This window comes from Nesterenkonia haasae (genome assembly GCF_010119385.1).
Classification (GTDB): Bacteria; Actinomycetota; Actinomycetes; order Actinomycetales; family Micrococcaceae; genus Nesterenkonia; species Nesterenkonia haasae.
On the sequence record NZ_VFIE01000020.1, the window covers coordinates 1 to 18958 of the forward strand.

General features: G+C 62.0%; 19 protein-coding genes. 12 read left to right on the forward strand and 7 right to left on the reverse strand.

The window, feature by feature from the left end; translation table 11 throughout:
* Positions 1–531 (forward strand): GntR family transcriptional regulator (locus tag FH975_RS08620; protein WP_162321015.1); only part of this gene is annotated, 531 nt, incomplete at its 5' end.
* Between the two features lie 25 nt (positions 532–556).
* Here the strand turns inward: FH975_RS08620 and FH975_RS08625 are convergent.
* Entirely contained in the window at positions 557–1570 is a 1014-nt protein-coding gene (locus FH975_RS08625; protein WP_162321016.1) for an NAD(P)-dependent alcohol dehydrogenase, read from the reverse strand.
* A gap of 10 nt (positions 1571–1580) precedes the next feature.
* Positions 1581–2717 carry a glycerate kinase gene (locus FH975_RS08630; RefSeq protein ID WP_162321017.1) on the reverse strand — a complete coding sequence of 379 codons (1137 nt, stop codon included), beginning with the start codon at positions 2715–2717 and terminating at the stop codon, positions 1581–1583.
* A 134-nt stretch (positions 2718–2851) separates the two neighbouring features.
* On the opposite strand from FH975_RS08630, the gene FH975_RS08635 reads away from it, so the two are divergent.
* Positions 2852–3649, forward strand: coding sequence for an electron transfer flavoprotein subunit beta/FixA family protein (locus FH975_RS08635; protein WP_202923149.1), 798 nt, complete (start codon positions 2852–2854; stop codon positions 3647–3649).
* Positions 3646–4581, forward strand: coding sequence for an electron transfer flavoprotein subunit alpha/FixB family protein (locus FH975_RS08640; RefSeq protein WP_162321018.1), 936 nt, complete (start codon positions 3646–3648; stop codon positions 4579–4581). The genes FH975_RS08635 and FH975_RS08640 overlap by 4 nt, the downstream gene beginning before the upstream one ends.
* A gap of 61 nt (positions 4582–4642) precedes the next feature.
* Here the strand turns inward: FH975_RS08640 and FH975_RS08645 are convergent, their stop codons facing one another.
* Positions 4643–5263, reverse strand: coding sequence for a TetR/AcrR family transcriptional regulator (locus tag FH975_RS08645; RefSeq protein ID WP_162321019.1), 621 nt, complete (start codon positions 5261–5263; stop codon positions 4643–4645).
* 307 nt (positions 5264–5570) lie between these two features.
* Here FH975_RS08645 and FH975_RS08650 point away from each other — a divergent pair, with 307 nt between their 5' ends.
* From FH975_RS08650 to FH975_RS16605, 9 genes are all read left to right on the forward strand, one after another.
* On the forward strand, positions 5571–5792 hold the full coding sequence (locus tag FH975_RS08650) for a Flp family type IVb pilin (RefSeq protein WP_162321020.1): 222 nt from the start codon (positions 5571–5573) through the stop codon (positions 5790–5792).
* A gap of 100 nt (positions 5793–5892) precedes the next feature.
* Positions 5893–6279 carry a TadE/TadG family type IV pilus assembly protein gene (locus FH975_RS08655; protein ID WP_162321021.1) on the forward strand — a complete coding sequence of 129 codons (387 nt, stop codon included), beginning with the start codon at positions 5893–5895 and terminating at the stop codon, positions 6277–6279.
* On the forward strand, positions 6267–7247 hold the full coding sequence (locus FH975_RS08660) for a TadE/TadG family type IV pilus assembly protein (protein ID WP_162321022.1): 981 nt from the start codon (positions 6267–6269) through the stop codon (positions 7245–7247). Before FH975_RS08655 ends, FH975_RS08660 begins: the two co-directional genes overlap by 13 nt.
* A gap of 10 nt (positions 7248–7257) precedes the next feature.
* Positions 7258–7971, forward strand: coding sequence for a Flp pilus assembly protein CpaB (cpaB, locus tag FH975_RS08665; protein WP_162321023.1), 714 nt, complete (start codon positions 7258–7260; stop codon positions 7969–7971).
* Positions 7968–9158, forward strand: a complete 1191-nt coding sequence (locus FH975_RS08670; protein ID WP_162321024.1) for an AAA family ATPase — start codon at positions 7968–7970, stop codon at positions 9156–9158. Before cpaB ends, FH975_RS08670 begins: the two co-directional genes overlap by 4 nt.
* Positions 9155–10627 (forward strand): CpaF family protein, encoded by a 1473-nt coding sequence (locus FH975_RS08675; protein ID WP_162321025.1) that lies wholly within the window; start codon positions 9155–9157, stop codon positions 10625–10627. Before FH975_RS08670 ends, FH975_RS08675 begins: the two co-directional genes overlap by 4 nt.
* Complete coding sequence (locus FH975_RS08680; RefSeq protein WP_162321026.1) at positions 10624–11577, forward strand: type II secretion system F family protein; 954 nt, start codon at positions 10624–10626, stop codon at positions 11575–11577. The genes FH975_RS08675 and FH975_RS08680 overlap by 4 nt, the downstream gene beginning before the upstream one ends.
* Positions 11578–11582: 5 nt before the next feature.
* Complete coding sequence (locus FH975_RS08685; RefSeq protein ID WP_162321027.1) at positions 11583–12482, forward strand: type II secretion system F family protein; 900 nt, start codon at positions 11583–11585, stop codon at positions 12480–12482.
* Positions 12479–13117 (forward strand): prepilin peptidase, encoded by a 639-nt coding sequence (locus FH975_RS16605; RefSeq protein WP_162321028.1) that lies wholly within the window; start codon positions 12479–12481, stop codon positions 13115–13117. The genes FH975_RS08685 and FH975_RS16605 overlap by 4 nt, the downstream gene beginning before the upstream one ends.
* On the opposite strand, the gene FH975_RS08695 is transcribed toward FH975_RS16605, so the two are convergent.
* From FH975_RS08695 to FH975_RS08710, 4 genes are all read right to left on the reverse strand, one after another.
* Positions 13107–14396, reverse strand: coding sequence for an alpha-hydroxy acid oxidase (locus FH975_RS08695; RefSeq protein WP_162321029.1), 1290 nt, complete (start codon positions 14394–14396; stop codon positions 13107–13109). The two genes, FH975_RS16605 and FH975_RS08695, sit on opposite strands and share 11 nt — an antisense overlap.
* Before the next feature lie 47 nt (positions 14397–14443).
* Positions 14444–15892 carry a rhamnulokinase gene (locus tag FH975_RS08700; RefSeq protein WP_328821842.1) on the reverse strand — a complete coding sequence of 483 codons (1449 nt, stop codon included), beginning with the start codon at positions 15890–15892 and terminating at the stop codon, positions 14444–14446.
* 7 nt (positions 15893–15899) lie between these two features.
* Positions 15900–17939: a bifunctional aldolase/short-chain dehydrogenase gene (locus FH975_RS08705; protein ID WP_162321030.1), complete on the reverse strand. Its 2040-nt coding sequence runs from the start codon at positions 17937–17939 to the stop codon at positions 15900–15902.
* A 145-nt stretch (positions 17940–18084) separates the two neighbouring features.
* Entirely contained in the window at positions 18085–18846 is a 762-nt protein-coding gene (locus FH975_RS08710) for a DeoR/GlpR family DNA-binding transcription regulator (protein WP_153077862.1), read from the reverse strand.
* Between the last annotated feature and the right edge of the window lie 112 nt (positions 18847–18958).

The following is an 18958-nucleotide window of genomic DNA, read 5'->3' on the forward strand; positions in this document are numbered from 1 at the left end:
ATTCGGGAGGCTCTCCAGGCGTTGGAACGCTCAGGGCTTGTGCTGATTAGACCCAAGCAGGGCACCTATGTCACAGAGCTGAGCCTGCCTGAACTGGCTGACCGTTTCGAGGTCATGGCTGAGCTGGAGGGCATGGCGGCGCGGTTGTGCGCCACCATGATGGACCGGACCCAATTGGAGGAGCTCCATCATGCCCTGGAAGAGTGCCGGCTATATGAGGAGAAGCAAGATTCCGACGGGTACTACTACGCAAATGCATGGTTCCACGGCGTCATCTACGACTCATGCAGCAATGAGTACCTGAGGCACCAGGCGCATCATCTGCGCAGGGCTTTGCAGCCTTACCGCAGGCTGCAGCTGCGTGTTCCAGACCGCCTCCGCAGGTCTCTGACCGAACATCGGCAGATCACAGAAGCCATTGAGGCAGGCAACGCCGAGGCCGCCGAGAATGCTGCACGGGATCACGTGTTGGTCCAAGTTAAGGAATTCGGTCAGCTAGTGCGCGCCTGGCGTCATGTGCACCAATCGTGAAACATGCAGAGCGATCACCGGCACCCTAGGGCACCACTACAGCTTTCAGAGAGTTCTGGTCCCGGCGAGCTAGTGTCAGAGCAGCCTCAGCCTCATCCAAGGTGAAGCGGTGCGTCAGGACCGGGGCGACGTCGACCGCGCCGCGTCCGATCAGTTCCAGGGCCGCCGGGTAGCAGTTCCGGTAGCGGAAGACGCCCTGAACGGTCAGCTCCCTACCCTGCAGTGCGAAGACCTCGAGGGGAAGCTCATCTGAACCCATACCCACCACCACGGCGCGTCCATTGCGGTCCAGAGCGCGCATTCCTGCCTTGAATGCTGGCGCTGCCCCGGAGCATTCGAAGAATACGTCGAACGCGTTCTCCTCGAGTTGGCCATCTGCTCGCCGGGCCTCGAATCCGAGGCCGGCAGCCACAGAGAGCCGGTAATCGGAAAGATCTGTCAGCGTGACCGAACTTGCTCCATATGCCCGCGCTACCTGCGCGGCGAAGAGCCCCACCGGGCCGGCCCCGGTGATCAGCACCCGGTCCCCCACTGTCACTCCTGCCTTCTTTGAGGCCCAGACGCCAACTGAGACGGGTTCTGCCATAGCAGCCTGCTCGGCGGTCATCCCCTGGGGAGCTGGGTGGGCGAAGGCGGCGTCGAGTGTCACGTATTCGGCCATGGAGCCATCCACTGGCGGGGTGGCGAAGAATTCCATATCCGGGCACAGGTTGTACCGCCCGGCTAGGCACTGGACACACCCCTTACACGGCACTCCCGGTTCCAGAGCCACCAGCTGACCGATGCGGGAAGCATCCACGCCCTCACCGACTGCCACCACCTCGCCGGCAGACTCATGGCCCATGACCATCGGGGCACGCAGCACAAAGTCACCGATGCGGCCATGTTCGTAGTAGTGGATGTCCGAGCCGCAGATGCCGACTGCACCGACAGCCACCATCACCTCACCTGGGGCTGGTTCAGGAGTGGGTCGGTGTTCTATGCGCACCACGCCGGTGTCGAGGAGTACGGCCGAAGGGTTCGCAGAAGCGATAGTCATGGAATTAATCTTACCGGAATACAAATAACGCGCAGGCGTGTGCTGCAGTGTTCTCGATGAGCCTCGCCGCATCCGACTGGAGCTCTTCGAGATTGGCGGCACCGGGCGCAATGGAGAACGCAGCAGTGATGCCGGCAGCCCGGCTCTGTGCCGGGGACAGTTGGACCGCCCCGGCTATGACGACGACGCCACTGGACTTAGGTGCCCGCGACGCCACCGCATCCACCACTTTGCCGCCCAACGATTGGGCATCGAACCGCCCTTCGCCGGTCAGGACCAGATCCGCTCCGGCCAGAACGTTGTCGAGCCCGAGCGCCTCAGCCACCATGGTCGAACCCGGGACTACCTCGGCCCCGAGTACGCTGACCAGCGCCAGGGGAATTCCGCCGGCTGCCCCGAAACCTTCAGCACTGCGGTAATCCTCTGCCGGAACGCCAGCCATGGCGGCCAGGACTGTAGCAAGCTGGTTGAGCCCGGCGTCGAGCTCGGCAATGTTTTCAGCAGTGGCGCCCTTCTGCGGACCGAACACTGCTGCCGCACCCCGCTCACCGATCAGCGGGTTGTCCACGTCCACCGCTATGCGCCAGCGCACCTTGCGCGCGTGCGGGTCCATACCGGAGAGATCGGCCCGCGCAGTGCGGTTTAGTCCCGCTCCTCCCGGCGTTGTAGGGACGCCCTCCTCGTCGAGAAACTCGACCCCCAGGGCACGCAGGATGCCGGTTCCCCCGTCGGTGGTGGCGGATCCACCGATGCACAGCAGGATCTCTTCTGCACCGGCAGTCATGACATGGTGAGCAATCAGCCCGACCCCGTAGGTGTCGGCTCGCAGCGGCTGCAGGGGAACATCGGAGACCTGGGGCAGGCCGTTGGCTTCCGCCGCCTCAATGACTGCGGTCCGCCCGTCCGGCGACAACCCGTACCGCGCTTGAGTGGGGCGCCCCAGCGCGTCCACAGTGGCCACTGATTCGGGCTCTCGCCCCCATGCGGCCATGAGCGCATCGAGGGTGCCCTCTCCTCCATCGGCGAAGGGAAGCTCAATGACCTCCGCTTCCGGGCAGACCTGCCGGGCACCAGCAGCCAACGCGGCAGCTGCTTGGGCGGCGGTCACCGACCCTTTGAACGAATCGGGCGCGCATACGATCTTCATGGTTTGAGACTATCTAACCTCGACGTTGCTGGTGTGCTGTGCGCTACATAGAGCCGTTCTGAGCCGAACTCTGCTGACGAGTCATGCGACCATAGAAAGGCTTGTACACCACCTGCAGAATTATGGAAGGGATCATGCCGGGCTCACTGCACATCATCACGCTGGTCAAGTGGGTGCCCGACGCTCAATTGGAGCGTCAGATCGGCGAGGACCGCCGTCTGATCCGCAGCGAGGGCATCCTCGGCGAACTGGACGAACACCCGCTGGAAGCCGCGCTGCAGATTAAGGAACAGTACGACGCCGAGGTCCGCGTCTCTGCCCTGACGATGGGTCCCCCCGGTGCCTCTGCTGCGGTGAAGAAAGCCCTGCAGATCGGCGCAGATGATGGCTTCCACCTCACTGATGAGGCGTTGCAGGCCGCCGATATCTGGACCACTGCTGCCGCACTTAGCGCCGCCATCAGTTACGTGCGCTCCACCGCTTCCGCAGATGAATTCCTGGTGCTCACAGGCATGGCGTCAGAGGATGGGGAGACGGCCGCGGTGCCAGCCCAGGTGGCCGCCCGACTCGGGGTTCCGGCACTGACTCAGGCAACCGACGTCGCGCTCAAGGACAGTCAGTTAGTTGTGGACCGGATCTCCGGCAACCGATTCCAGAAGGTGTCCGCGCCGCTACCGGCGGTGGTCGCGGTGACGGATCAGGCCAACGAGCCGCGATACCCCAACTTCCGCGCCATTATGAAGGCCAAGAAGAAGTCGACCACCACGTTCAGTTTGGCTGAGCTGGGACTGACGCGCTACGCAGTGGAGTCCAAAGTATCGCTGCTTGCTGCCGAGCCCCGACCTGAGCGCCAAGCCGGTGAGATCATCCATGACGACGGCGCAGCTGGACAGAAAACCGTAGAGTTCCTGAGCAAGGAGGGGCTGCTGTGACTCAAGTTCTCGTGTTCTTCGACCGGGTCGATGCCCACCTGACCCCCGCGCAGGCGGAGCTGCTGACGCATGCCGACGCACTGGGTGAGGCGGTGGTGGTGGCCGGCAGTTTGCCAGCTCAAGGGGCTGCTCCGCTTGCCGTGAAGGGGGTCACCGGGGTACTCACCGGCGACGGTCCGATCTACGCTCCGAACCCGGCCCTGGGTGAACTCCTGGCGGCGGCAGCGGGAGAGCTGCACCCGGATCTCATTATCGGCCCGGATACGCCGGATACGGTCGATGTGCTATCGCAGGCGGCAGTGGCTCTCAACGCTGGACTCATCACTGGGGCCACGGGCGTCACCGGTTCCGGTGCGGCTACCAAATCGGTACTCGCCGGTTCCTGGCGCACCACCGCCCAGATCAGCGAGGATGGCCCGCTGCTTGCCACACTGCGCCCCAATACGGCCTCGCAACAGGCGGTTCCTGGCCCCGAGCCGGAGGTGGTGGAGCTCGAGGTGAAGGCGTCGTCGGCGGTGCAGATCCTTGAGGAGTCTGCGCTGCCCGATTCCGGCCGTCCCAGTCTCACGGAGGCGTCCACGGTGGTGGCCTTCGGCCGCGGGGTGGACGGCGACCTGTCCTTGGTGGAGCAGTTGGCCGATGAGCTGGGAGCAGCCATCGGAGCGTCCCGGGTGGCCACCGACGCCGGGTGGATCGATCACTCCGCCCAAGTGGGACAGACCGGCGTGACCGTGTCTCCTCCGCTGTACATCTCGGTCGGCATCTCCGGTGCGGTGCATCAGAAGGCCGGGATGCAGACCTCCGGCACTATTGTGGCGATCAACAAAGATGAGGACGCCTCAGTGTTCGAGATCGCTGACTTTGGGGTAGTGGGGGACCTCAACGATGTCCTGCCGCAGATGATCGCCGAGCTGCGCCGCCGCAAGGACTGATGCCGCCAGGGGCGCGGAGGAGACTCTCAGCGTGGTTCTGGCGGGTTGAGCAGTTATGGGCCTAGGCAGGTTCTGCGGTGCGGCGGGGATAACCCGCGCTGGCCAGATTGAATGAGTCCTCAACGAGTTTCGGCAGTCGATCCTCGGGGAACCCCGCGAGGTACCAGAGCGTCAGAGACGTCACCATTGCAGAGACCGCCGCTGAGGCGACCATCGATGGATAGACATCTACGGTTAAGTCTGTTCCAGTGCGGGTAGCTATCCGCCCGCTGAGGTCGATGACGAGTTCCACCTCTTGAGCCAGGCGGATGGGCCGCAAGGAAGGATTGCTCTCCTCGAGCGCGACCATGCGCGCGGATTTCCGCAGCCGGTCCGGATGCTCCCGGGCGTAGGAACTCATCAGCACACAGAGCGCCTCCAGAGGGGGCACTTCTGAAGGACTGGAGCTGAAGTCCTCGAGGACCTGTTCGGTCGCGATGGTTCCTGCGGCGAGAACGGCCTCTTCCTTTGAGGAGAAGTAGTTGGAGATGGTGCGCGGCGAGACGAAAGCCTCTCGGGCGATCTCCTCAAGTGTCACATCGCTGAGACCCTTTTCTTCGGTGAGTTTCAACGCTGCTGCTGCTATCGAGTCCCGGGTCTGCCGTTTCTTGAGCTCACGCAGTCCGAGCCGCACATCTTCCATACAAAAATGTTACCGCAAGTTCGCTGACTGAGCATTCTTGCTTGCCCAGTAGATAGGGATAATCACATCACTGTAGTTCTGGATCCCTGATATGTGGGGCTGGGCGAGGGGCTGTCCGTCGAAATCGTGTCATTGATTACTCTGAACTGAGTGCTTACTCGGCAAAAGTTTGATCCGTGTAACATTGCTTCTCCCGATATTTGCTTCTTGAGCAAAGTTCTGCCACGATTCTTAACGGCACCTGATTCCTACCTGGAGGAAGGGGCCTCGAATAGCCGTTTGGCCCCACCCCACGAAAGGAATCATCATGATTCGCGCATACGCACTTGTCGCCACCCTCCAGTCCCTGGTTGCCGACCGCTTCGAAGGCCGTAAGGACCGCGGCGCCACCGCCGTGGAATACGGCCTCCTCGTCGGCCTGATCGCCGTCGTCATCATTCTCGCTGTCGTATTTCTCGGCGAGACGCTCACCGGCCTCTTCGAGGAAGTTGGGGAAGGAATCGACGACCCGAGCAGCATCACTCCCTGATACTGCCGAGACTTGGTTGTCGGCGGACCTGAACAGGGTCCGCCGACAACTGGCGTACGACAACTCACTGACACTTCCACGCCAGTGAAAGGACTAAGACATGAAAGCACGGGCACGTGATCGTGGCGCCTCGGCAGTCGAGTTTGCACTCGTCGCGCCGGTGCTGATTCTCATGCTGCTAGGCATCATCGCCTTTGGGCATGCCTTTCACGTGCAGTCCGTGCTTTCGAATGCCGCCCGTGATGGAGTCCGGGTCATGGCGTTAACCGATAGTCCTGCAGACGCTCGGGCTACAACGGTCTCTTCAGCGGCGCCGGCGGCAAACGTTTCACCTTCCCACATCACCATCACACCGACCTCCTGCTCCGCAGCTGGAACATCCGGGCCCGGAACAGCCACCGTTACCATCCGGTACCCCATGGAGCTCTTGGGGCTAGGCACGCCCATCAACCTGACCGGCAAGGGGACTATGCGATGCAACGGCTAAAGAAAAACGACCGCGGCGCGGTCGCCGTGATCGTATCTCTCATGGTGTTACCCATCATGATTCTGGCCGCATTGGCTATTGACATAGGAGCTATGCACGCCGACCGCCAACAGTTGCAGACCGGCGCGGACGCTGCGGTGCTAGCAGCCGCCCAAGACTGCGCGCGCGACGATTGCTCCACCACCGCCGACACCGCGCAGGACATGGCCGTAGCCAACTTCAACGGCAACGGGGCAAACGGCACCATCACCCACCTTGATCAGACCGCCGGTGAAGTCAGGGCCGAGACCAGCGCGGTGCGCGAGCACTGGTTCGGGCCGATTGTTGGCATCGATGAGACCGAATTACGCGCCCAATCCAGCGCACGTTGGGGGTATCCCACGGGCGGAACAGCAGTGATGCCTCTTGCCTACTCCTGGTGCGAGCTCGAGGCACAAACTGGTATATCAGTACTCCGCGATTCCTCTGGTGCCGTTACCGGAGTCGACATCCCGTCCACCACACCGGACCGCACGATTTACTCCACCAAGGCCTCAAAAACTGAGTGCACTGGCCGCTCAAATAATGTGCTGCCAGGTGGCTTCGGTTGGTTGGAACCAAACCCCTCAGCCTGCGGCAAAACAGAGTCGGTGATCGACGGGTGGGTTGAGACTGACCCCGGCAACAGCGCTCCCTCGCCCTGCGTAAACGCCGATTTCAAGAAGTGGATTGGCAAGACTGTGCTCCTGCCGATATTCGACTTCGCTGAAGGCACCGGCAACAACGCACGGTACCAGATCTTCGGATATGCGGCATTCACGCTCTCCGGCTACCACTTCGGATCTATCAGCCATAACGCACCCTGCAGTGGCAGCGACCGGTGCGTGCGCGGGAGTTTTGACCGCTTCGTCGACCTGTCGGAAAACTTCGAATACAGCCCTAGCAGCCCCCGCATGGGGGCCTCTGTGGTTGCCCTCACAGCAGATTAAGGCCTCACAAGTGTCCCGTCGTATCCTGGCCGCCATCATCGCGGTTGTTCTCGCCGCCATCGCAGCGCTGCTGGTAATCAACTACGTCAGCCAAGCAGACGAGCGTGCCATGGCTGACATGTCGCCAGAGACCGTCCTGATCGTGACCGATTCAGTCCCCGAAGGAACACCTGCCTCAGATTTAGGGGATTACGTGTCCGCAGATGAAGTACCGGCTGCCATGGTGGTGCCTGACAGTCTGGGCTCGCTGGACGATGTCTCCGGCCAGGTCACCACCGTCAGGCTCTACCCCGGCGAGCAGCTCGTGCCCGGTCGCTTCGCCAGACCGGAGGACCTCGAGCCCGACGATGAAGTCCAGGCACCCGAGGGTTACCACCAGATCACGGTTCAGCTCCCCACCACGCGCGTGATCGGCGGACACCTCACCGCAGGAGACACCGTCGGATTCTTCGTCAGTGCCGGAGAGACAGAGACGCAACTGACCCTGCAGAAAGTCCTCGTCACTCGGGTCCAGGGTGGAGTCTCCGTGGTGGAAGATGAGAACGGGGCCGAAACGACTGAACCTGCCGCCGACTCACTCATGGTGACTCTTGCAGTGGAGGCCACTGATGCGAAACTCGTAGCCCACGCTGCGGAATTCCACGGAATCTGGCTCTCGCTGGAACCGGAGGACGGCCCGGACGACGACGCGGGTCCCGTCACCACCGAGGACGTGCTGCAATGATCCGCATCGCCTTAGCTGGCGTTGGCTTGGACGTGGCAACCGCCTATACCGCAGCGGCAGGAGCGGCCCACGTGCCCCTGCCAGCACCACCATCCGACAACCCGGCGGACCTGCTCGGTCGACTCAACGGCGCCACGGCCCCGGGAGTACTCATTCTGGACTCCCGGGCAGACCTAGAATTGTGCCTTAGCCTCGCCGCGCGCTTCCGCACCGAACATCCAGATACTGTGGTTCTGCTGATCACCGATCAGGCCGAGACCCTGGGTCTGCAGGCAATGCGTGCTGGAGTCAAGGACCTCCTGACCTCCACTGCAGATGAAGATCAGGTACGGCAGGCAGTCACGGAGGCTGCTCAGCTGGCCGAGAAACTCGCTGCCCGCCACACGAAGGCTCAGGACCAGGAACCAACGGGCCGGGTGATTACAGTGGTCTCTCCCAAAGGTGGCGCCGGCAAGACGACCATCGCCACGAACTTGGCGGTGGCACTGGCCGGGGCAATGCCGAACTCAACCGTGATCGTGGACCTGGACCTTCAGTTCGGTGATGTCGCCACGGCCCTAAATCTCACCCCTGAGCATTTCCTCCCTGATGTTCTGCAGAGTGCAGCCAGCGGTGACACTATCGCGTTGAAAACACGCCTCACCCTCCACGAAACGGGCCTCTATGTGGTCCCAGCGCCCGAGCACCCGGCAGCGGCCGATAACATCACGAGCGGCCAAATCAGTCAGTTGCTCAAACTACTCAGCCGTGAGTTTCCCTTCGTTGTCGTTGACACCTCGCCCGGAATCTCGGACCACACCCTAGGAGCGCTTGACCAGACCACCGATCCCCTGCTGCTGACAACACTGAGCGTCCCGGGGATCAGTGGCCTGCGCAAAGTAGTGGACACACTCTCTGTGTTGCAGATGTTCACCGACTACTACCATGTCGTGGTCAACTTTGCCGATACCGCCCACGGAGTCTCCCTCAACGACGTCAACGAGACCCTCGGTGTTCCCGTTGAGACGTCAATCCCGGTCTCAAAAGCAGCTCCGGCTTCCATCAACACCGGTGTTCCACTCATGCAGACTCGAGCCAGGGACCCCTTCGTCAAGGCCATGGCACCACTGGCCAGCAGCCTCCTGCCTGCAGGCGTCGACCTGGATCGGCGAGGAAGGCTTCGCGAGCGCAGGAGACCGAAAAAATGAGCCTCTCCGAAAGACTGCAGGCCGCCCAGCGCCGACAGCAGCAGCCCGGCAGACCCTCTGGCGAGCACTCAGCCGAGACATCCCAGGACGAGCACACACCAGCAGCCACCACCCGTGCCGCCATCCGCAAGTCCGGCGCCAACGTCAAGAAGCAGACCAGCCCAACAACGCCGACCGAACCTGACGACGCGCTCCGCAAGCTGAAGGACCAGGCGGCCGCCACCCTGTTCAAACGCATAGGTGCCCGACTCAACGACCCTTCACTGGGTGAACAACAGCTCCACTCCCTGGTGCGAGCGGAACTCAACGCCGTCATTGAAAAGTCCTCCGTTCCGCTCAGCACCGAGGAGCGCAGACGGCTCACCGCAGAGGTTCAAGACGATGTCCTCGGATACGGGCCTCTGCAGCGCCTGTTGGATGACCCGGACATCACCGAGGTCATGGTTAATGGCCCAGAGATGATCTACATCGAGAAGTCCGGACAGCTCCAGCGGGCCGCGAGCCGCTTTGCCTCGGAAGAACACCTGAGGTTGGTGATCGAAAGGATCGTCTCCCGCATTGGGCGTCGCATTGATGAGTCCTCGCCGATGGTCGACGCACGCTTGTCGGACGGTTCTCGCGTCAATGCGGTGATCCCTCCGCTGGCCTTCAACGGCTCCTCACTGACCATCAGGAAATTCAGCAAAGACCCCTTCAAGGTCGACGATCTCATCCGCTTCGGAACCCTCAGCCCAGAGATGGCCGAACTGCTCGACGCGTGTGTGGCAGCGAAACTCAATGTGATCGTCTCCGGAGGAACCGGATCCGGTAAGACCACACTGCTCAATGTGCTCTCCTCCTTCATCCCCGATGGAGAACGCATTGTGACCATTGAGGACGCTGTTGAGCTGCAGTTGCAGCAGGACCATGTGGTGCGGTTGGAGTCCCGTCCGCCAAATGTGGAGGGCAAGGGAGAAGTCAGTATCCGCGATCTGGTGCGTAACTCTCTGCGTATGCGTCCGGACCGGATTGTGGTCGGAGAGGTTCGCGGTGGAGAAAGCTTGGACATGCTCCAAGCGATGAACACCGGTCACGACGGCTCGCTGTCCACTGTCCACGCGAACTCTCCACGGGACGCAGTCGCCCGGCTCGAGACCCTGGTTCTTATGGCGGGCATGGACCTGCCGCTGCGGGCCATCCGCGAACAGATCGCCTCAGCAGTGGATCTGATCGTCCAGCTGACGCGTTTGCGTGACGGGACCCGACGAGTGACAGCAGTGACCGAAGTACACGGTATGGAAGGCCAAACGGTCACCCTCCAGGACGTTTTCGTCTTCGACTACTCCGCAGGGGTCGACGATACTGGTCGGTTCCTCGGCAAACCGATCTCCACCGGCATCCGGCCCCGCTTCACGGATCGGTTCGCAGAACTGGGCATCACGGTCTCGCCACAGGTGTTTGCAGAATCAGCGTCAGGCCTTGGACGATGAGCGATGTTCTCAGCGATAACCCGGTCCTTGCAGGAGGCGTCATCGCCGGCGCATTGGCTGTTGGAATCATCGGGTACCTCCTGCTGTCCCCCGGACCAGTGCGCATCCCCATTGCACGCAGACGACCCGGCCACGTGCCCAACCAGAGCGCTCTTCAAAAGGGAGCCGCCGCTGCCACCACCGCAATCGAACGCGCTATGGGCCGGCGCGGCGCGCCGGTGGGCGCCTCGACTTTGGACCTAGCAGGCTTGAAGACTCGCCCCCAAGACTTTGTCTTCCTGATCATTGTCGGCTCAATTGTGGGGGTGGCGATCGGACTATTGTTCAGCAGCACACTTCTCGCGATCCTCCTGGCCGCAGTGGTCCCCTTGGGGGCACGAATAGTGCTGGGACTGAGAATCACCAAACGCCAGAAACAGTTCGCAGAGCAGCTTGATGACTCGCTACAACTCATGGCCTCGAATCTGCGTGCCGGACACAGTCTTCCGCAGGCCCTGTCCTCCGTGGCGAATGAAGCAGATAGCCCGACTTCGGATGAGTTCGTGCGCATTATCAATGAGACCCGCGTGGGCCGCGACCTCGGTGCAGCCCTTGATGTGACAGCGGAGCGCATGGCGAGTGAGGACTTCTCTTGGATAACCCAAGCCATCGCGATTAACCGCGAGGTTGGAGGCAACCTGGCCGAAGTGCTGGATGGGGTGGCAGGAACCATTCGCCAGCGCAACGAAATCCGCGGCCAGGTCGCCACCCTCAGCGCAGAGGGCAAGCTCTCAGCCCTGATTCTGATGGCTCTTCCGTTCGGTTTGGCAGCCTTCTTGCTGGTGACCAATCCGTCATACCTAGCGCCGTTCACAGAGAGTCTCCTGGGGTACGGCCTCATGATTCTGGGTGTGGTGATGCTCCTCATCGGTGGTCTGTGGCTCAAGAAGACTGTAGAGATTAAGTTCTGAGTGCCATGCCTGAGCTGATCCTCATCGCGGCTGTCTGTGCGGGCATTGCAGTGGGCTTGGCCGCCTGGACAGCATGGACCGCCGTAGACCCTGTCCGCAGGCGCGCCCGGGCCAACCTTCGCCGTGGTGGTGTCACGCTCATCGCCTCTACACGAGGTGATCATGGTGCGAAGCCTCGTGGCTCGGCCGCACCGCTGACCCGTCGGATGACGCCGGACCTGATTGTGAAGGTCCTGGATCGGCAACACACTCTCGCTGGACGCCCCGCTGGATGGACCTTGGAAAAGCTGCTCGGCCTGAAGTTGGTCTGGCTCGCGACATCGATCACTATCAACGTGCTCATTGTGTGGGCGGCTCCCCCACCTCTTATGGTTCTGATCTCTGTGCTTGTCACGGTCGTGGTGTACTTCCTGCCTGAGCTTTTGCTCAATAGCCATGGTCAGAAGCGAAATCAACAAATCCAGCTGGAGCTCGCAGACACACTCGACCAGATGACCATTGCCGTGGAGGCGGGCTTAGGGTTCGACGCCGCGATGTCACGGGCTGCTGAGAACGGCAAGGGGCCGCTCGCGGAGGAGCTGGTGCGTACCCTGCAGGATATCCAGATGGGGAACTCGCGCCGTCAAGCCTTCGAAGGACTCACCGAACGCACCACCGTGACGGACTTGCGCCGCTTTGTCCGGGCAGTCATCCAAGCCGATGCCTATGGTGTCTCCATAGCCGGAGTGCTGCGCACGCAGGCCGATGAGATGCGCCTGAAGCGCCGGCAGCGCGCCGAGGAGAAGGCCCAAAAGATTCCAGTGAAGGTGCTCCCTCCCCTGATGCTCTTCATCCTTCCCGTGATATTCATAGTGGTCATGGGCCCGGCCGCCATCAACATCGTCGACTCCTTTGGCGGCATGTGACGGTGGAACCATTGTGGTTGGTGGCGGTGGCCTCTTTCGCCGCTTTGCTGACGGCCTGGCTGCTCACGCCGGTCGTGAAGGTGTTTATCGATAGCCAGTCGCTCTGGGTGCGCTCGCATGCGCACCTGTACCTGGCCGCCCTCGCCGGTGTGGGTGCGGCCGCCCTGGCCGACAACGCTTTCGAGCTGCTCGCATTCACCGGCGCAGCAGTGGGGTGCGCTCTATTGATCGTCATCGACCTCGCCGTTCACCGCCTGCCAGACCTGCTCGTGGCGGGAACAGGCCTTGTCCTTCTGGTGTCTTTGGCGGGCACTGCCGCGGTCGACGACGCCTGGAACGCCTTCGGTCGCAGCATCCTCGCCTCCGTGACTCTGTTGTGTGCGTACTTTGTGCTCGCGCTGATCACCCCAACAGGCTTAGGGCTGGGTGATGTGAAGTTCGCAGCCGTTATCGGCCTCCTGCTCGGCTGGTTCGGTTGGACCGAGGTGGCCATAGGCACACTGCTCGGCTTCACACTCAACGGAATTATCGCGCTGGTGATGATCATCAGTCGCCGCGGCAACCACGACTCTGAGGTTCCCTTCGGTCCCTCCATGGTGCTGGGCGCCGCCCTTGCCCTGGCGATCAGCCTTTAGGGCCGACCGGGACCAGACGAGTCAACTGGGTGACGTGCTCGGGTCGGAGCTCACTGAGGTCGGAGACCTGCAGCAGCTTCATGGTGCGCTCAATCTGCTCAGCGAGGATCTCAATGGCTCTGTCGACACCAGCCCGGCCACCGGCCATAAGCCCGTAGAGGTAAGCCCGGCCGATGAACGTGTACTTTGCTCCGTGCGCAACGGCCGAGACAATGTCAGCGCCGTTCATCACGCCGGTGTCCAGGCCGATCTCCAGATCGGATCCGACTTCTCGGGCGACTTTGGGCAGCAGATGGAACGGCACCGGCGCCCGGTCCAGCTGGCGTCCGCCGTGGTTGGACAGCACAATGCCGTCCACCCCCAAGTCTGCGAGCTTCTTGGCGTCCTCCAGAGTCTGCACACCCTTGACGACGAGCTTTTCAGGGAAAAGTTCGCGGATGATCTTCAGATCGTCGAACGAGATAGAGGGGTCCATCGCCTTATCCAGCAACTCACCCACCGTCCCGCCGGTGCTGGAAAGCGAGGCGAACTCCAACGGCGGTGTGGTGAGGAAGTCGATCCACCACCAAGGCCGTGGGATGGCGTTGATCACCGTGCCGAGACTCAGCTGCGGCGGGATGGAGAAACCATTGCGCTTATCACGTAGGCGAGCTCCCGCCACGGGGGTGTCCACGGTGAAGAACAGGGTGTCGAACCCGGCGGCCGCAGCACGCTCGGTCAGACCATACGAGATCTCACGGTCCTTCATCACATAGAGCTGGAACCAGTTGCGTCCCTGGGGATTGGCTGCCTGAACGTCCTCGATGGAGGTCGTGCCCAGCGTGGAGAGCGTGAAGGGAATTCCCGCGGCTCCGGCGGCTGAGGCTCCGGCGATCTCGCCCTCTGTCTGCATCAAGCGGGTGAAGCCTGTGGGGCCGATCGCGAACGGCAGTTCTGAGTGTCCGCCCATGATCTGGGAAGACATGTCCACTGATGAGACATTGCGCAGAATCGAGGGGTTGAACTCCACGTCTTCGAAAGCTTGCCGAGCTCGCGTCAGGGAGAACTCGCCTTCTGCGGCCCCATCGGTGTAGTCGAACGCAGCCTTCGGGGTCCGGCGCTTGGCGATCCTGTAGAGGTCCTCGATAGTGAGAGCCGCACTGAGCCGCCGACGCGAGGCGTTGAAGTCGAACTTCTTAAACTTCATCAGAGGCGCAAGGTCCGCCGGCTTGGGCAGTTGACGTTTCACCGGGATGCGGGCATGACTAGCTGCGCCGTCTTTGGCGGAATGATCAGACATGAGTTCTCCTCATCACCACGGCGCTGACGCCGTGGCTATCGGCCCCCTCAGCTGCGGGGCTGGTAGGTGGTTAGCTTGTGCGTGCGAGCAATGAGCTCGCGGATGTCTTCCAGAGTTCCACCGATGGTGCCGGCGGTGCGGGCCTGGATGAGGAGGTTCCCGATGGCGGTGGCCTCCACCGGGCCCGCGATCACAGGGTACCCCGACCGGTCGGCTGTCGCCTGACAGAGGAGCGCGTTGAGGCTTCCACCGCCCACCATATGCACTGTGTCCACCGACTTCTCGGCAAGTCGTGATGCATTCTCCAGAGCGTCGGCGAAGCCCTGAGCGATTGACTCCACAATGCTGCGGACGATCTCAGCCGTGGTTTCCGGCGCTGGCCGACCCAACTCGCTGCACAGCTGAGCGATCCGTTCCGGCATATCGCCAGGTGGCATGAACCTCGGGTCTTGGACATCGAACACGACGACGCGACCGGCAGGCACTTCCGATGCAGCTTCCAAGAGCTCGGGAAGGCTCTGCTCCTCGCCCGTGCGGCGCTGCCACGTACCCAAAGTCTCGGACAGCAGCCAGGTGCCCATCACATTAGTGAGGAACCTGGTCCGGCCGTCAACTCCCCCCTCATTGGTGAAGTTGGCTTCGCGGGAGGCATCGGACACGGCGGGCTGATCAAGTTCCAGACCGACCAGTCCCCAGGTGCCGCAGGAGATATAGGCAGAGTGGGGTGTGGAGAGAGGGGTTCCCACCACAGCCGAGGCCGTGTCATGAGAGCCGACCAGTGTGACAGGAAGGCCTGAGGCACCTAAGGTTTCGTCTAGTTCAGATCGGGTCTTACCCAGGGCGGTTCCTGGTGCGGCGACCGGGGCGAAGAGCTCCGCCGACAGCCCGAGGGTCTGCATCAACTCGGTGTCCCACGCTTTGGTACGCACATCGAGCAGTCCGGTGGTGGAGGCGTTGGTTTGCTCGGACAGCATTTCCCCGGTGAGCCAGTAGCCGAGCAGGTCCGGAATGAGCAGCAGAGTGTCCGCCAACGTGAGCAGGTCTTGGTCCTCGGCGGCGAGCTGATACAGGGTATTGAACGGCAGGAACTGCAGGCCGTTACGCCGGTAGAGTTCGGCGAAAGTGACCTGCTGGTGCACTTTTTCCACTCCTCGACTGGTCCGCTCATCCCGATAGTGAAAGGGCGAACCAATGAGACTCATCTGCTCCGGAACGGCGCCTTTGAGCAGACCATAATCCACAGCCCAGGAGTCGATGCCGATTGAGGTGATACCCCCGTCGTCGCGGGTTTCGCGAACTGCTGCGGCGAGTCCCTGAACTGCGTGCTCGTAGAGTCCGAGGACGTCCCAGTGCAGCCCATCGGGCAAGTGGACCACACTGTTGGGGAATCGGGCAGCTTCTTTGAGTTCCAGAGTCTCAGGCCCTACGCGGCCGAGCATGACTCGGCCGGAAGATGCGCCAAGGTCTACCGCTGCGTGCCAGGTTGTGCTCATCATCGTTGGCTCAGCGGAGGAAGGCGGCGGCGACGCCGGCATCGACCGGCACGTGCAGACCGGTGGTGTGGGATAGGTCCTGGCTCAACAGCGCAAAGGCTGCGTTGGCGACGTTTTCCGGCAGAACTTCTCGTTTGAGGATAGTGCGCTGGGCGTAGAACTTACCCAGGTCCTGCTCCTCGATGCCGTACGTCTTGGCCCGGTTGGCGCCCCAGCCTGAAGCGAAGATGCCGGAGCCTTGGACAACCCCGTCGGGGTTGATCCCGTTGACCCGGATTTGGTGTTCGCCAAGTTCTGCGGCAAGCAGGCGGACCTGATGGGCCTGATCAGCTTTGGTGGCGGAGTAGGCGATGTTGTTGGGACCGGCGAAGACACTGTTCTTGGAGGAGATGTAGATGACATCTCCACCCAAATTCTGCTCGATGAGCACCTTCGCAGCCGCCTTCGAGACCAGGAACGAGCCCTTGGCCATTACGTTGTGCTGGAGATCCCAGTCCTTTTCAGTGGTGTCCAGAAGAGATTTGGACAGCGAAAGACCGGCATTGTTGATGACGATATCCAGTCCGCCGAAGGCTAGGAGGGTCTCATCGATGGCCTGCTGAACGGCGTTTTCATCAGAGACGTCAACCCTGACGCCGACGGCTTTGTCCGGACCACCGATTTCGGCCGCAGCTTCCTGAGCTTTCTCCAGACTCAAATCGGCAATAGCGACAACGGCGCCTTCAGCTGCCAGCCGCTTGGCGATCGCCTTGCCTATACCGGAGGCGGCCCCGGTCACCAGGGCGATGCGCGTGGCCAGTTCCTTGGGCTTAGGCATCCGTTGCAGTTTGGCTTCTTCCAACGCCCAGTACTCGATGCGGAACTTTTCGCGTTCGTCAATCGGGGTGTAGCTGGAGAGCCCTTCAGCGCCGCGCATGACGTTGATGGCGTTGATAAAGAACTCTCCGGCAACGCGGGCTGTCTGCTTGTCCTTGCCGAAGCTGAACATGCCAACTCCGGGAATGAGCACGATTGCTGGGTCGGCCCCGCGGATGGCCGGGGAGTCCGGATCGGCGTGGCGGTCGTAGTAGGCCTGGTAATCCTCGCGGTAACTCTCGTGGAGCTCGCGCAGTCGTGCTTGGGCATCTTCAACCGAGGCATCGGATGGCAGGTCCAGCACCAGTGGCTTGACCTTGGTGCGGAGGAAATGGTCTGGGCAGCTGGTGCCGAGCTCCGCCAGACGCGGGTGTTCGGTGTGGGCAAGGAAGTCCAGGACGGCGTCGTCGTCGGTGAAGTGTCCGACCTGGGGCTTGTCCGTGCTGGCGATGGAGCGAATGGTGGGCATCAGAGCGGCTGCTTTGGCACGCCGCTCATCCTCACTGAGCGCGCCATAACCCTCGAGTGCCGGGCCGAACGGCTCCGCTGCGGAGTGTTCGGCAATGTAGTGCGCGGCGGTGTCGATGATCCACAGGGAGTTCTGTTCGGATTCCTCCGAGGTGTCTCCCCATGCGGTGATGCCGTGTCCGCCGAGGATGCATCCGACGGCTTGGGGGTTGCGCTCTTTGATCTGCGCGATGTCGAGTCCGAGCTGGAAACCTGGGCGGCGCCAGGGTACCCAGACCACCTTGTCGCCGAAGATCTTCTCTGTGAGTTCGGGGCCATCGGAGGCGCAGGCGATAGCGATGCCGGAGTCAGGGTGAAGGTGGTCGACATGCGCGGCGTCCACCAGCCCGTGCATGGCAGTGTCGATGCTCGGGGCTGCGCCACCCTTACCGTGTAGGCAGTAGTCGAATGCTGCGACCATTTCATCTTCGCGCTCAACGCCGGGGTAGGTATCCACCATGGCGCGCATGCGGTCTAGGCGCAGTGCAGCGAGTCCAGTGTCCTTGAGGGTTCCGAGGTCTCCGCCGGAGCCTTTGACCCAGAGAAGCTCGACGTCGCCGCCGGTGACGGGGTCACGGTCAGTGCCTTTGGCGGAGGTGTTGCCCCCGGCGTAATTGGTGTTCTTGGGGTCCGCGCCCAGCCGGTTGGACCGTTCAATGAGGGACTGGACAGTTGGATGAGCGGCCATAGGAGAACTCCCTGAGGTGTGATTCGACGCATGTTCGATTAAGATCAATCGAACACAAAGTACCATGGCAAGGGTCGGGAAACAATGCCTCAATGTGCCGACTGTCACGTCATGAGGTGATCGACCAACCGGTGTGAAGTGCAGTTCAGCGGATCTCCACATGATCGCGGAAACAATCCAGTCGGCCATCCCTCGGATCTAGGTCCGTAATGAGCAGATCTACCTCACCAAGCTCCAACGCCCGGGCCGTGGCGCGGGAGCCGAGCTTGGAGCTATCAGCTAGGAGCACGGTTTTATCGGCATGGCGGTGGAAGATTCGCTTGATCGCCGCCTCCTCCGCCGTGGACTCAGAACTGCCCCAGTCGGCATCTAGGGCTGCGGCTGAACTCACAAAGACCTCGTAGTGCAACGATGCAGCCATCAGTGCGGCCAGTGGCCCGACGAAGCTGTCAGTTCGCGGCTCACGGTGCCCTCCCACGAGCACTGCGGTCACTCCGGGACGCACCTCGGCAGCTCGAAAATTCTCACTCGAATTCGTCACGACGGTCAGATCGGCCGCGTGGCCCACTCCACCCAACAACACACCAACTGTGGACGAGGCATCACAGGCACACATGCCCTCAGCGGGTATGACCTCTAGAGCTTTGGCAGAGATTGCCCGTTTAGCTGCGGCACCGCGGGCACTGCGTTGAGCGAAAGTCTCTGGCCGCAGCGGCGCGACCGCACCACCTCTGACCCGCCGGAGCTGGCCGAGAGCTTCGAGGTCAGCAAGGTCTCGCCGCAGGGTCATCTCAGACACTCCGAGTGACTCAGCTGCCCAGCTGATGGTGATCCGACCCTCTGCTCCGAGCATTTCCAGCAACAGATTCCGGCGCTCTTCAGCGTCAAGGGAGGAGGAGATCGCCATACCGCCGCATGTTACAGCAGGCCCCGGGCAAGAGAAGACCAAGTGAGTCAACGCTCGCCCAGACAACGTTTCAATGAACCCTGCTGCGTTTGCGCTGTCTTCACCTAGACCC